The following is a 12716-nucleotide window of genomic DNA, read 5'->3' on the forward strand; positions in this document are numbered from 1 at the left end:
ATGACAGATGTAGATCAAGCGACGGCGGGGCCTGATTTGGGACGGATCGGCGCGGGTGTATCCCGCAGGGGAGGTCGCTGCATTCGCCTGGCGGAGTAAGAGGTTAGCGACGTTCAGCTACGGGCCATTCCGCCCGAACCGCGCGGCTGCCTGCTACACATCCCAATCGGCCGGGGTCGGCTTTGCGATGGTGCTGCCCGTGCCGCACTCTCTAGCGCGCCCTTCCCGTCATGCGTTCTCATGCTGTACGAAGATCATCCCGGTCACGCCGGCGCGCTGGACGACCCCGTCGCGCGCGCGGCGCACGATAACCGGGGGTGGAACCTGAGCGACGGCGAAGGGTTCGCCAAGAGATCAACAGGGAGAGACGACATGCGGATTGCGACACTGGCACTGCTCGGCGCGGCGACGATGGGCCTGAGCGCCTGCGATAAGAGCGGCATGGACACCGGCACGCCGGTTGCGGGCGGCCAGCGCGCCACCGCCATGCTCCAGACCGCGACCGGCACCGACGTCGGCCGCGCCACCGCCACCGAAGTCGCGGGCGGCCTCCGATTTACGCTCGACGCCAAGGCGATGCCCCCCGGCACGCACGGCGCGCACATCCACATGGTCGGCCGCTGCGACGCCCCCGACTTCACGACCGCGGGCGGCCACTGGAACCCGACCGGCATGAAGCACGGCAGCATGAATCCGCAGGGGCCGCACGAAGGCGATCTGCCCAACTTGATCATCGGCACCGATGGTCGCGGCACGATCGGCATCACCATCCCCGGCGCGACGATGGCGGGGCTGATGGATACGGACGGCTCGGCGTTCGTGGTCCATGCGGGGCCGGACGATCTGATGACCGATCCGGCCGGCAACAGCGGCGGACGGATCGCCTGCGGGGTGTTCCAGGCGGGGTAACACCCTTCCCGTTCGTGCCGAGTAGCGACCGAGTAGCTTCGCAGAAGCGTATCGAGGGCGCGTATCGAAGCACAGGTCCCGCGCACCAACCTGTCCCCTCCCCGTTCGCCCTGAGCGAAGTCGAAGGGTTAGCCCCGCGCGCAGGTGCTTCGACTTCGCTCAGCACGAACGGAAAGCCACGCACCTCCAAACCGCGCGATCCTCCCCCGCCAGGGGGAGGTGGCTGGCCCTTGCCAGACGGAGGGGGAGGAAAGGGAAACCTCTGTTGCGTGTCCTCCCCCTCCGTCACCTGCGGCGCCACCTCCCACTGGCGGGGGAGGATCGCAAAGCTCAGACCACCTCCCCCGCCGCCCGCGCCCTTTCCTCCCGCGTAGCCTCGGCGCGCGGCGCCAACCGATACGCCGCAATCGCGCACGCCAACGTAATCGGCGTCACCACCAGCAACGACAGCATCCCGATCGACAGGCTCCCGGTTAGCGTTGACACCCGCCCCGCCATATACGGCCCGAGCGCCAGCCCGATCAGCGTCGTCCCGATAAAGAACGTCGCCGTCGCCGTCCCGCGCATCCGCGGCAACACCATATCCTGCGTCGTCGCCGCCGCAGCCCCCAGCGCGCACGACGCGGTCAACTGCGCCAGGAATATTCCGGTATAGAACGCGGTCGGCGACGACGCGGTGAAGGCGAGCACCAGGAACGGCACCGGCACCACCGCGCCGAAGATCACCACCCAAAGTCGCCCCGCCGGATTGCCGCGCCGCAGCCGATCCGACACCACTCCACCGATCGTCAGCCCCAGAAACCCCGCGGTCGCGCCGAGGCTGCCAATCATGAACCCCGCCGACGACGGCGTCGCACCAAGCTCCCGCAATGCATAGGGCGCCGCCCAGAAACTCGCGGCATAGCTGAGGAACGCGTTTAGCCCATACGCTACCACAGTGCACAGGAATGCCGGCGTCCCGACGATCAGCGCGAAGGTCGGCGGATCGCGCCGCTTCAGCGCCGACGCCCACGAGAACACCGCGTAAACACCGATCCCGATCGCCACCCATTGCGGCCACGGCTCGCCCGCCGCGACCAGCCCCGACACCGCCGCGACCACCACCGCCAACGCGACGAGGTTATACCCGAGCGCCCGAGCACCGCCCATCGCCGCGCCGATCAGCGTCAGCGGCGGCACGATCGTCACCAGCTCGGCACCGAACGCGCGGAACGGCGCGGGATGCTTCTCCGGCTCGGGCAGGCCCTCGACGAGGCCGCGGATCGGCTCCTTCAAGGTCGCGATCCAGACCGCGAGCAACAGCCCCGGCACGCCGACCGCCATGAACGCCGCCTGCCAGCCGACCAGGCCGAGCGGTCCGCCACCGGGATACGCCTTGTTCCAGCCCTGCACGATCAGCCCGCCGATGAACAACGAACAGCCGCCGCCCACGTACAGCCCGGCGGAATAGATCGACAGCGCGGTCGCGCGCAGCCGCTTCGGGAAATAGTCGGAGATGATTGAATAGGCGGACGGACTGGCCGTCGCCTCGCCGATCCCCACGCCGATCCGTGCCGCTGCGAGGTCCCCGCCGGTCTTCGAAAATCCCGACAGCGCGGTCATCACCGACCACAGCGACAGCCCGATCGTCATCAGCCGCACGCGGTGCCAATTGTCCGCCAGCCGCCCGAGCGGGATGCCGAACAGCGAATAGAACACGCCGAACGCAGTGCCATACAGGAAGCCGAGATCCTGGTCCTTCAACCCCAGGTCGCGCTTGATGTCCTCCGCCAGGATCGAGATGATCTGCCGGTCGACGAAGTTCAGGACGTAGACGAGAAACAGGATCGACAGCACGTACCAGGCGTAGCGCGACGCGCCTTTTTCCGGATCGTCCCCGATGGTTTGCGCACCCGCCATGATCCCTCCTCGATGTTTTTCGAGCTATGGGTATCAGAGGGAATCAGAGAGAAACAGCGGTTTCGATTGGGTCGGGTACGGCAGCGCCCCAAACAATCCTCCCCCGCCAGGGGGAGGTGGCCGGCTCTTGCCAGACGGAGGGGGAGGCAAGCGAAACATCTGCTCCGTACCCTCCCCCTCCGTCACCTTCGGCGACACCTCCCCCTGGCGGGGGAGGATTGGACGGTCACACCCTAGTGCGAGCCGATACGCCCCCGCTTCAGCGCGCCCTGTTCGATCCGCAGGAGCAGTGCCTCGATCGTCGGCGGTGTGGTCGGCTCGGCGGGCGGGCGACCGGGTCGCGCAATCGGGGTCGGCGCGATCATCTCGGGCATGGGTTCGGGCGCCGCTTCGTACACCGGTTCGGGAGCATCCTGCTCCAACGCAATTTCGACCGGCCGCTCGACCGGCTTGGGCGCAGGCGCGGTCACGAACGTCGCCGGTTCGGCCGAACGCGGCATCTCCACCACCGGCGCGACCATCGGCTGCGCAAGCGGGGCGACCGGGCGCACCGGCTCCATCGGCACCGGCAGGATCGCCTTCGGATCGAACGCGGCGAGCGGCAGGTCGAGATCGGCCGGTATCGTCCGCTCGTCACGCGCGCCGTTGGCACCGATCCCCAGTTCCATCATCGGCGTGCCCAGATCCGCTGCCGACATGGGTTTACGCGGTGGCGCGTCGGGATGCGCGTCGGCGCGGCGCACCACAGGCACGCCATCTTCGCGCGACGCACGTTGGATGAGAAACCCGCCCGGCCCGAACAGCAGGAACAGCGACGACCACAGCAACGCGCCGACCAGCAGCCCGCTGCCGAGCGCCAGGAGGACGCGCGCGACCATCCCGAGCGGCGGCGCGGCGGCCGGCACCAGTGCGGCCACGCCGGTGGTCCACACCAGAGTCTCCAGCGTGTCGCTCGAGATCACCAGCACGCCGATAGCGGCGAGCAGCCCACCGGCCACCGCGCCGTAAAGCGGCAGCGCGCGGATAAGGGGTTGGCGGCCAAGCGCGATCATCGTTTTTCCCGTGCGGCGGCCGCGATCAGCCGTCCATAAAGAGGATCATAGCGCCGAATGTTTGACGACCAGTTACGTTCATCCTTAACGAACGCGCGACCCCGCGCGCGCCGCTCGTCCCAACCCGTTCGATCCACGAACATGCCCGCCAGCGCGGTCGCGATCGCCGCCGGATCATCGGGCGGGAACAACGTCCCCGTCTCCCCGTCGCGGATCAGTTCACGGTGCCCGCCGACATCCGATGCCGCCACCAGCCGCCCCTGGGCCATCGCCTCGAGCGGCTTCAACGGCGTGACCAGATCGGTCAACCGCATCCGTTTGCGCGGATAGGCGAGGATATCGACGAGCCCGTAATAACGCTCGACCTCCTGGTGCGGCACGCGCCCGACGAAGCGGATTGCGTCCGCCACCGGCGATGCGTCGGCCTGCGCGCGCAACGCCGCCTCCATCGGTCCGCCACCGACCATCAAAAGCCGTGCCTTGGGGCGCATAGCTACCAAAGCCGGCATCGCCGCGATCAGGTCGTCGAGCCCCTCGTAATCGTAGAAGCTGCCGATGAACCCAACGACGTCCGCGCCGTCGAGCCCCAATTCTGCTCCCAATGCATCGTCGCGCGGCGGCGCCGTCCCGAACAGCTCGAGATCGACGCCATTGGGCGACACCGTGATCTTCTCCGCCGCGATCCCCCGCGCGACCAGATCGCTGCGCAGGCCTTCGCAGATCACCGCCACCGCATCTGCCCGCCGCACCGCCCAGGTCTCCAGCGCCCGCGTCGCACGGTAGCGCAGCGACGTCGCGGTCCCCGTCCCGTTGCCGACTGCCGCATCCTCCCAGAACGCGCGGATCTCGTACACCAAGGGCAGCTTCCGCTTGCGTGCGACGATCAGCGCGGCGAGCGCATCGATCACCGGCGAATGCGCGTGGAGGATGTCGGGCTTGAAGGCATCGACCGCCGCCTCGATCCGCTTTGCGAACGCCGCGATCCCGACGACCTCGCCGACCGGACCCGGCTTCACCCCCGCCGCGGTGCGGTGAAAGGTCAGCCCGTCGACCGACTCCACCGACGCTGGTGCCACGCCGTGCCGCGGGCCGGTAACGGCTGCGACGGTCCACCCCAGCCCCTCCTGCGCCTTGAGGATCGCCCGGGTGCGGAACGTGTAGCCACTTTGCAGCGGCAGGCCGTGATCGAGGATATGAAGGATACGCATCGTCGACGTCGTCTGCCACAGATCGCTTAACGGCGCGTCAACTGACTATGGCTACGCACGAATCTCGCACCCAGAGGAAAGGAGGCCGAACCCATGATCGACAATCTCGCGCTCGGCCTCAGCCACGGTCTGATGATGCTTGCCGCATTCCTGCTGCTCAAGCGACCCGACCTCGATCGCGAGCCGAGCCCGCACGATGCGCCCGGGAAGAAACGCGCCCCCGTCGAGAAGCCGCGCCGCGATGCGTGATCTCGCGTTCATCGCCTTTCTGCTCGCGTTCTTCGCGATGGGCTTCAAGCGGCCGTTCCTGCTTGTGCTCGTCTATGTCTATATCGACATCGTCTCGCCGCAGCGGCTGACCTATCTGCTGCTCAACTCGGTGCCGATTTCGCTGATCGCGGTCGCGCTGGCGGTCGGCGGCTGGATCCTCGCCGACAATAAGCGCGACACGCGGGTCGGCGGCCGGCAGGTTCTGATCGTGCTGCTGCTGCTCTATTGCTGGGGCACGACGATCGCCGCCGACTTCCCCGCGGAAGCCAAGGAGAAATGGGATTGGGTGTGGAAGGCGCTCGCCTTCGCCGCCTTCCTCCCCCTGACCTTGCGGACGCGCGTTCGGATCGAGGCGCTGTTGCTGTTCATGATCCTCGCCGCGTCGTCGATCATCGTCGTCGGCGGCATCAAGACGATCGCGAGCGGCGGCGGCGGTTACGGTCAGCTGAACCTGATGGTCGACAACAATAGCGGGCTCTACGAGGGAAGCACGATCAGCGCGGTGGCGATCGCGATCATCCCGATCATCATCTGGTTCATGAGCCACGGGACGATCTTCAAACCCGACTGGCGTGTGAAAAGCTACTGCCTCGCGCTGGTCTTCGCGTGCCTGCTGATCCCGGTCGGCACCTCGACACGCACCGGTTTGCTCTGCATCGGCTTGCTCGCGCTGCTGTCGATCCGCAACGTGAAGCGCAAGGTCGCGTATCTGGCGATGCTCGGCGTGCTGGGGGTGGCGGCGATCCCGTTCCTGCCGTCGACCTTCACCAGCCGGATGAACACCATCAAGACCTATGACGCCGACGAATCCGCCTCGACGCGGCTCGCGGTGTGGCAATGGACGATCGAATACGCGAAGACGCATCCGTTCGGCGGTGGCTTCAACGCCTATCTGGGCAACCGCATCCGCTACGATCTGAAGACCGCACCCGGCACGACCGGGCCCGCCTCCGCCGCCCCGGCAACGCCCAAAGTCGAGGTCGACAAGGCCCGCGCCTATCACAGCGCGTATTTCGAGATGCTCGGCGAACAGGGCTATCCCGGCCTCGCTTTGTGGCTCGCGATCAACCTGATCGGCATCGTCCGCATGGAGATCGTGCGCCGCCGCTACGGCGATCCGGACGGTGAGTTTGCCTGGGCCGGACCGCTCGCCGCAGCACTCCAGAGCGGTCACATCGTCTACCTGCTCGGCGCGGCCTTCATCGCGATCGCGTTCCAGCCGTTCATCTACATGCTGATCGGCGCCCAGATCGGGCTCGACACGTATCTGTCGCGCAAGCGGAGCGAACAGTCGTTCCGGCCGATGCGCCGCAGTGCCGCGCCATCTCCGGCGTGACGGATCGCGCTCCGGTCCACGAACTCCGCGCGCTGACTGGCGTGCGGGGGATCGCGGCGTGGTTCGTCGTGTTCTACCACATCCGCCTGTCGATCGCGGGTTTGCCGACGGGCCTGCGCGACGTCTTCGCCAGGGGCTATCTCGCGGTTGATTTCTTCTTCCTGCTGTCCGGGTTCGTGATCTGGCTGACATGGTCCGGCCGTATCCGTACCGGCGGCATGACGAGCATCCCCCGCTTCCTACAAAAACGCATCGCCCGTATCTGGCCGCTGCATCTAGTGACACTCGGCGGTGCGGTCGCTTTGGCACTCGTGTTGCGCGCAACCGGTCGCAGCGATCCCCAATTCGTGTTCCCCGAACTGCCGCTACACATCCTGCTGCTGCAGAACTGGGGCTTCACCCGGCATCTCGCCTGGAACGATCCCGCCTGGTCGATCAGCGCGGAGCTGGGTGCGTATCTGCTGTTTCCGGTGCTGGTGATAGCGGTCGACTGGCGACGTCTGCCAAGCCTTGCACTGCTGGCGATCGCGGCTGCGCTGTTGATCGGCCTGCATCTGGCGATGGGCGCCCCCACGCTTGGCACCGACATCCCGCGCTACGGCCTGCTGCGCTGTCTGATCGAGTTCGCCACCGGCAGTATCGTCTGCGCATTATGGCTGCGGTGGAGGGGTACGCGGGCGCCGTTATACGGCGCGGTAGCAATCTTGGTGCTGGTCGCGCTGTGGCGGATCGGCGCACTGGAAACGCTGGTCGTCCCTGCGCTCTTCGCCGTCGCGCTCCTGCTGCTCGCACTGACTGCGGGGCGGGATCACAATCCGTTCGAGACGGGCTTGGTCCATTATCTCGGCGAGATCAGCTACGCGACCTATCTCAGCCACTTCATCCTGTGGAAAGCGTTCAAGCTCGCCTTCGTCAGCGACGCGACCGCCGTGTCGCCCGCGAAAATCGCGCTGTACCTCGGCTTGGTCTTGCTGGCCTCGATCTCGCTCTATCACCTGATAGAACGCCCCGCCCAACGCTGGCTCAACAGGCTCCCCTCCCGCTTGCGGGAGGGGTTGGGGGAGTGGCGGCCGTAAAGGTCGGCGCCCGTTCCCCTCCCCTAGCCCATCCCGCAAGCGGAAGGGAAACAGGTCAATCGACCGGTTCGTCGGCCAGTTCTTCCTCGAGCGCGGCGATGATCGCCTTGTTGAACGCGGGGATATCGTCCGGCTTGCGGCTTGTGATCAGGTTCCCGTCGACCACGACCTCCTCGTCCACCACATCCGCGCCCGCATTCTCAAGGTCCGTGCGGATCGACGGGAAGCTCGTCACGCGGCGTCCATCGATCACGTCCGCCTCGGCCAGCAGCCACGGCGCATGGCAGATCGCGGCGATGATCTTGCCGTCTTCCATGAACTCGGTGATGATCTCGATCGCGCGCTCTTCCTGGCGCATCGTGTCGGGGTTGGCGACGCCGCCCGGCAGCACCAGCGCGTCGTAATCGTCGGTATCGACCTCATCGAGCGTCAGGTCGGGCGTCGCTGTTTCCGCCTTGTTGATGTCGCCCTTCATGCCCTGGATCGGGTCGGTCTTGATCGACGCGAGCGTCACTTTTGCGCCCGCCGCCTCCAGCGCTTTACGCGGTTCGAACAGTTCGACGGTCTCGAAACCATCGGCAGCGAGCATCAATACGCGAGCTTGGGAAAGATCGGTCATGTCATGTCTCCAGTGAAATCCCGTGCCCCCTCAACCCCGCGCCGCGTGGGTCGTTCCGGAACGATGCGTCCTCCCGAACATTTCCAGACGAGAAGGACCCCCGCATTGCCCATCAAGATCGTGTATTCCGATGACTCCAAGCCCGGCATCACCCGCAAGAAGATGCGGAACGGCTGGGGCTATTGGGATGCCAAGGGCGAGCGCATAACCGACCGTGACGAAATCGACCGACTGAACGCGATCGCCTTGCCCCCCGCCTACCGCGACGCTTGGTTCTGCCCCAAGCCCAACGGCCATATCCAGGCGGTCGGCTGGGATGAAAAGGGGCGGAAACAATACCGCTATCACCTCGGCTTCCGCGAAGCGCAGGAGGCCGCGAAATACGAGCGCTGCGCCGATTTCGGCCACGCCCTCCCCAAGATTCGCAAGGCAGTCGAAGCCGACCTCCGCAAACGCTCGCTTTCCCGCGAACGCGCAGTCGCGGCGGTGATCCGATTACTCGACGGCGGCCATATCCGCATCGGCAACGAAGCCTATGCCGAGGCGAACGAGAGCTTCGGCGCGACCACGCTGCGCAAGCGCCACGGTGAAGTGAAGGGCTCGACCTTGAAACTCCAGTATAAGGGCAAGTCCGGCAAGATGCGGACGCTCAGGATCACCGATCGCTCGCTCAGCAGCTTCGTCAAGAAATGCCAGGACCTCGACGAACAGCATCTGTTCGCATGGCTCGACGACGCGGGCGTCGCGCATCCGGTCACCTCGACCGACGTGAATTGCTACATCCGCGACGTCACCGGCACCGACTTCACCGCCAAGAACTTCCGCACCTGGGCCGCCAGCGTTGCGGCGTTCGAGGCGCTCGCATCGGCCGAACGCGACCTCAGCCTCAAGGCGATGCTGGAACCCGTCGTCGCGCGGCTCGGCAACACGCACACGATCGCGCGAAAGAGTTACGTTCACCCATCACTGATCGCACTGGTAAAGACTGGTCAGTCGACCTTCCGCAAGGCGCTCCGCCTCCCCCGCGCCAAGCGCTACATGAGCCGCGAGGAATGTGGCCTGATCACCTTCCTCGAAGCCGGCACGCCCGCAATTGCCACAATCGCAAAAGCGGCCTGACGAGTATTTCCATGTCCAATTCAACTGCAGCCGCCAAACAGCCGATCTTCGACGCAAGCGATGTCGGCGATCACGCCCAGGGCTTCGTCACCGCGAGCTTCGCCTGGGTCCAGGCCTATTGGCTCCAGATCCTGATCGCGTTCGGGATCGGTGCGGTCATCGTGATCGTCCTCCACACCGCGCGCCGGTTCGGCAGCAAGCTCTGCGAACGGCCGCGCGCGCTCAACGGTTGGGGCATCGTCGTCGGCAAGGCGATCGCGCGCACCGGTAACTTCTTCATCGTCATGCTCGCGGCGAAACTGGTGTCGGGCTATTCCGCCGCGCCCGGCGAGGTATCGAAGACGATCGACTTCCTCTTCACCGTTGCCGCGGTGTTCCAGGCCGCGGTGTGGGTGCGCGAGATCATCCTCGGCGCGATCGAGCACCGTACGCAGTCCGAGCATTATTCGGGCGAAGCGCTGCTCTCGGCGATGGGCCTGATCCGCCTGCTCGTCACGTTCGTGGTGTTTGCGGTCGCGCTGGTCGTCGTCCTCGACAATCTCGGGGTGAACGTCACCGGCCTCGTCGCGGGTCTAGGCGTCGGCGGCATCGCGATCGGTCTGGCAGCACAAGGCATCTTCGCCGACCTGTTCGCCGCCCTCGCGATCATCTTCGACCGCCCGTTCCGCCGCGGCGACTCGATCAGCTACGACACGGCGTCGGGCAGTGTCGAAGCGATCGGCCTGAAATCCACGCGCATCCGCGGGATCGACGGCGAGGAGCGTGTGATCTCGAACAAGAACCTCCTCAACAAGGAGATCCTCAACAACACGCAGCGCAACCACCGCCGCGCGAAATTCATTATCGGCGTCACCTATTCGACGCCGCCCGAAGTCTGCTCGCGTATCCCCGCGATGCTGAAGGAGATCGTCGAAGCCAACGACAAGATCTTCACGCGTGCCGGCTTCACCGGCTTCGGCGCGTCGAGCCTAGATTTCGAGGTCCAGTTCGACAGCAAGGGGCCAGATTATGCGAGCTTCTACGATGGCCGCACCGCAGTCGGCATTGCGATCCTGAAGCGCTTCAACGACGAAAAGATCGAGATCGCTTTCCCGACCCAGGTCAACATGATGGCCGCGCCGGATGGCTCGGTCGTGATGCCGTACCCCGAAGGCAGACCGGCGCACACCGAGGTTTAGAATATCGGGTTCGCACCCGCGCCTTAGCAGATACGGGTTTTTCCACTTTTAGGTTGGTCGAGGCTTGCAGGAGCCTTGCTGACGCGTTTAGAGACGCATTAGCGTTCAGCGCCAACCAGAGAGGAACCCCGTGGCAACGATCACCACCGCCCAGATGCAGGCCCGTATCGGCACGGAAACCGTCTCCGACTGGGTCGAGGTCACGCAAGGTATGATCGACAAGTTCGCCGACGCGACTGGCGACCACCAGTTCATCCACATCGATCCGGTCCGCGCGGCGCAGACCCCGTTCGGCGGGACGATCGCGCACGGCTTCCTGACGCTGTCGCTAATGCCGCTGCTGTCGTCGAAAGTCCCCGACGCGCCGACCATCGAGGGTGCCAAGATGGGCGTCAATTACGGCGGCAACTCGGTCCGCTTCCTGACCCCCGTCCGTTCCGGCTCGAAGGTCCGCGGCCGGTTCAAGCTGCTCTCGTTCGACGAGAAACGCCCCGGCCAGTGGCAGCAGACCAACGCCTTCTCGGTCGAAATCGAAGGCCAGGAAAAGCCCGCTCTGATCGCCGAATGGATCAGCCAGGTCTTCGTCTAAACACCAGCAACCAGACCCCATCAACCAAAGTCGTCATACCAGCGCACGCTGGTATCTCCCGGTTGGAGCCACGTCGCTCACCAACTGGAAGACCCCAACTTTCGCTGGGGTGACGGGCAAAATCCTTAGGAGCCACTTCATGCGTTCAGCCGTCATCGTCTCCACCGCCCGCACGCCCATCGGCCGCGCCTATCGCGGCGGCTTCAACAACACCCCCGCCCCCACTTTGGCGGCGCATTCGATCAAGGCCGCGGTCGAGCGTGCCGGCATCGACGGCGCCGAAGTCGACGACGTCGTCTTCGGCTGCGCGCTCCAGCAGGGTCATCAGGCCGGCAACATCGCCCGCACGTCGTTGCTGCGCGCCGGGCTCCCCGTCACCGTCTCGGGCATGTCGGTCGACCGTCAGTGCGCGTCGGGCCTGATGGCGATCGCCACCGCCGCCAAGCAGATCATCACCGACAACATGGACATCACGATCGGCGGCGGCGTCGAGAGCATCAGCCTCGTCCAGACCCCGCAGATGCGCGTCGCCCCCGATCCCCAGCTGATCGCGATGCACAAGGACGTCTACATGCCGATGCTGCAGACCGCCGAAGTCGTCGCCAAGCGCTACGGGATCAGCCGCGACGCGATGGACGCCTATGCGCTCCAGTCGCAGCAGCGCACCGCCGCCGCGCAGGCCGCCGGCTATTTCGACGCGGAGATCGTGCCCGTCGACGCCAACATGGCCATCGTCGACAAGGCGACCAAGGAAGTCACGTACAAGGACGTGACGGTCACCAAGGACGAGGGCAACCGCGCCGACACCACGCTCGAAGGCCTGCAATCGCTCAAGCCGGTGATGGGCCCCGACTTCACGATCACCGCCGGCAACGCATCGCAGCTCTCGGACGGCTCGTCGTCGTCGGTGCTGATGGAGGAGAAGATCGCCTCGCAGCGCGGTCTCCAGCCACTCGGCCGCTATGTCGGCATGGCAGTCGGCGGCACTGAGCCCGACGAGATGGGTATCGGCCCCGTCGTGGCGATCCCCAAGCTGCTCAAGCGTTTCGGCCTCAAGATGGACGATATCGGCCTGTGGGAGCTGAACGAGGCGTTCGCGGTTCAGGTGCTATACTGCCGCGACCATCTCGGCATCCCCGACGAGCTGCTCAACGTCAGCGGTGGCGCGATCTCGATCGGCCACCCCTACGGCATGACCGGCGCTCGCGCGACCGGCCACGCGCTGATCGAAGGCAAGCGTCGCGGCGCGAAGTATGTCGTGGTCACGATGTGCGTCGGCGGCGGCATGGGCGCGGCGGGCTTGTTTGAGGTGCTGTGAACTTGAAAGATATCCGCTGAAGGGATATCTAATCTTTCGGCAAAGGACATTCTTACCTTTCTGTGCGAGCCCTGGCTGTGTCAGCAGCTGGGGCTCAACTGCGTTTGGGGCCCGAGTGTCAGCTCGAACCCCGCCCGTGTGCT

12 protein-coding genes are annotated in these 12716 nt (G+C 65.8%); 8 read left to right on the top strand and 4 right to left on the bottom strand.

What is annotated here, in order from left to right:
• Window positions 1-372: 372 nt before the first annotated feature.
• The gene (locus U1763_RS09995) at window positions 373-909 is read left to right on the top strand and encodes a superoxide dismutase family protein (RefSeq protein WP_332755102.1); all 537 of its coding nucleotides are present in this window, start codon (window positions 373-375) and stop codon (window positions 907-909) included.
• Between the two features lie 330 nt (window positions 910-1239).
• Here the strand turns inward: U1763_RS09995 and U1763_RS10000 are convergent, their stop codons facing one another.
• The 3 genes from U1763_RS10000 to U1763_RS10010 all read right to left on the bottom strand — a co-directional run bounded on the left by U1763_RS10000 (window position 1240) and on the right by U1763_RS10010 (window position 5068).
• Window positions 1240-2808: a spinster family MFS transporter gene (locus tag U1763_RS10000; protein ID WP_332755103.1), complete on the bottom strand. Its 1569-nt coding sequence runs from the start codon at window positions 2806-2808 to the stop codon at window positions 1240-1242.
• A 233-nt stretch (window positions 2809-3041) separates the two neighbouring features.
• A complete protein-coding gene (locus U1763_RS10005) occupies window positions 3042-3860 on the bottom strand; it encodes a hypothetical protein (protein ID WP_332755104.1) in 819 nt (272 codons plus the stop codon).
• Entirely contained in the window at window positions 3857-5068 is a 1212-nt protein-coding gene (locus tag U1763_RS10010) for a TIGR04063 family PEP-CTERM/XrtA system glycosyltransferase (protein ID WP_332755105.1), read from the bottom strand. Before U1763_RS10010 ends, U1763_RS10005 begins: the two co-directional genes overlap by 4 nt.
• Window positions 5069-5161: 93 nt before the next feature.
• On the opposite strand from U1763_RS10010, the gene U1763_RS10015 reads away from it, so the two are divergent.
• The 3 genes from U1763_RS10015 to U1763_RS10025 are packed head-to-tail and all read left to right on the top strand — an operon-like array spanning window position 5162 to window position 7750.
• Entirely contained in the window at window positions 5162-5317 is a 156-nt protein-coding gene (locus tag U1763_RS10015; protein ID WP_332755106.1) for a hypothetical protein, read from the top strand.
• On the top strand, window positions 5310-6674 hold the full coding sequence (locus tag U1763_RS10020) for a putative O-glycosylation ligase, exosortase A system-associated (RefSeq protein ID WP_332755107.1): 1365 nt from the start codon (window positions 5310-5312) through the stop codon (window positions 6672-6674). Before U1763_RS10015 ends, U1763_RS10020 begins: the two co-directional genes overlap by 8 nt.
• Window positions 6671-7750 (top strand): acyltransferase family protein, encoded by a 1080-nt coding sequence (locus U1763_RS10025; protein WP_332755108.1) that lies wholly within the window; start codon window positions 6671-6673, stop codon window positions 7748-7750. Before U1763_RS10020 ends, U1763_RS10025 begins: the two co-directional genes overlap by 4 nt.
• Before the next feature lie 55 nt (window positions 7751-7805).
• On the opposite strand, the gene U1763_RS10030 is transcribed toward U1763_RS10025, so the two are convergent.
• A complete protein-coding gene (locus U1763_RS10030; protein WP_132738698.1) occupies window positions 7806-8369 on the bottom strand; it encodes a type 1 glutamine amidotransferase domain-containing protein in 564 nt (187 codons plus the stop codon).
• Window positions 8370-8432: 63 nt separating this feature from the next.
• Here U1763_RS10030 and U1763_RS10035 point away from each other — a divergent pair, with 63 nt between their 5' ends.
• The 4 genes from U1763_RS10035 (at window position 8433) to U1763_RS10050 (ending at window position 12573) form a co-directional block, all read left to right on the top strand.
• The gene (locus U1763_RS10035; RefSeq protein ID WP_443026909.1) at window positions 8433-9488 is read left to right on the top strand and encodes a DNA topoisomerase IB; all 1056 of its coding nucleotides are present in this window, start codon (window positions 8433-8435) and stop codon (window positions 9486-9488) included.
• An 11-nt stretch (window positions 9489-9499) separates the two neighbouring features.
• Window positions 9500-10666, top strand: a complete 1167-nt coding sequence (locus U1763_RS10040; protein ID WP_332755109.1) for a mechanosensitive ion channel family protein — start codon at window positions 9500-9502, stop codon at window positions 10664-10666.
• A gap of 154 nt (window positions 10667-10820) precedes the next feature.
• Window positions 10821-11255: a MaoC family dehydratase gene (locus U1763_RS10045; protein WP_443026918.1), complete on the top strand. Its 435-nt coding sequence runs from the start codon at window positions 10821-10823 to the stop codon at window positions 11253-11255.
• A gap of 139 nt (window positions 11256-11394) precedes the next feature.
• Window positions 11395-12573 (top strand): acetyl-CoA C-acyltransferase, encoded by a 1179-nt coding sequence (locus tag U1763_RS10050; RefSeq protein ID WP_332755111.1) that lies wholly within the window; start codon window positions 11395-11397, stop codon window positions 12571-12573.
• The last annotated feature ends 143 nt before the right edge of the window (window positions 12574-12716 follow it).

Source organism: Sphingomonas sorbitolis, assembly GCF_036663875.1.
Classification (GTDB): domain Bacteria; phylum Pseudomonadota; class Alphaproteobacteria; order Sphingomonadales; family Sphingomonadaceae; genus Sphingomonas.

Excerpts from the sequence above, each read along its gene's own strand:
- U1763_RS09995 (WP_332755102.1), top strand. The coding sequence starts at position 373 with ATGCGGATTGCGACACTGGCACTGCTCGGCGCGGCGACGATGGGCCTG.
- U1763_RS10015 (WP_332755106.1), top strand. The coding sequence starts at position 5,162 with ATGATCGACAATCTCGCGCTCGGCCTCAGCCACGGTCTGATGATGCTT.
- U1763_RS10035 (WP_443026909.1), top strand. The coding sequence starts at position 8,433 with ATGCGTCCTCCCGAACATTTCCAGACGAGAAGGACCCCCGCATTGCCC.
- U1763_RS10005 (WP_332755104.1), bottom strand. The coding sequence starts at position 3,860 with ATGATCGCGCTTGGCCGCCAACCCCTTATCCGCGCGCTGCCGCTTTAC.
- U1763_RS10040 (WP_332755109.1), top strand. The coding sequence starts at position 9,500 with ATGTCCAATTCAACTGCAGCCGCCAAACAGCCGATCTTCGACGCAAGC.
- U1763_RS10045 (WP_443026918.1), top strand. The coding sequence starts at position 10,821 with ATGCAGGCCCGTATCGGCACGGAAACCGTCTCCGACTGGGTCGAGGTC.
- U1763_RS10020 (WP_332755107.1), top strand. The coding sequence starts at position 5,310 with ATGCGTGATCTCGCGTTCATCGCCTTTCTGCTCGCGTTCTTCGCGATG.
- U1763_RS10000 (WP_332755103.1), bottom strand. The coding sequence starts at position 2,808 with ATGGCGGGTGCGCAAACCATCGGGGACGATCCGGAAAAAGGCGCGTCG.
- U1763_RS10030 (WP_132738698.1), bottom strand. The coding sequence starts at position 8,369 with ATGACCGATCTTTCCCAAGCTCGCGTATTGATGCTCGCTGCCGATGGT.
- U1763_RS10050 (WP_332755111.1), top strand. The coding sequence starts at position 11,395 with ATGCGTTCAGCCGTCATCGTCTCCACCGCCCGCACGCCCATCGGCCGC.
- U1763_RS10010 (WP_332755105.1), bottom strand. The coding sequence starts at position 5,068 with ATGCGTATCCTTCATATCCTCGATCACGGCCTGCCGCTGCAAAGTGGC.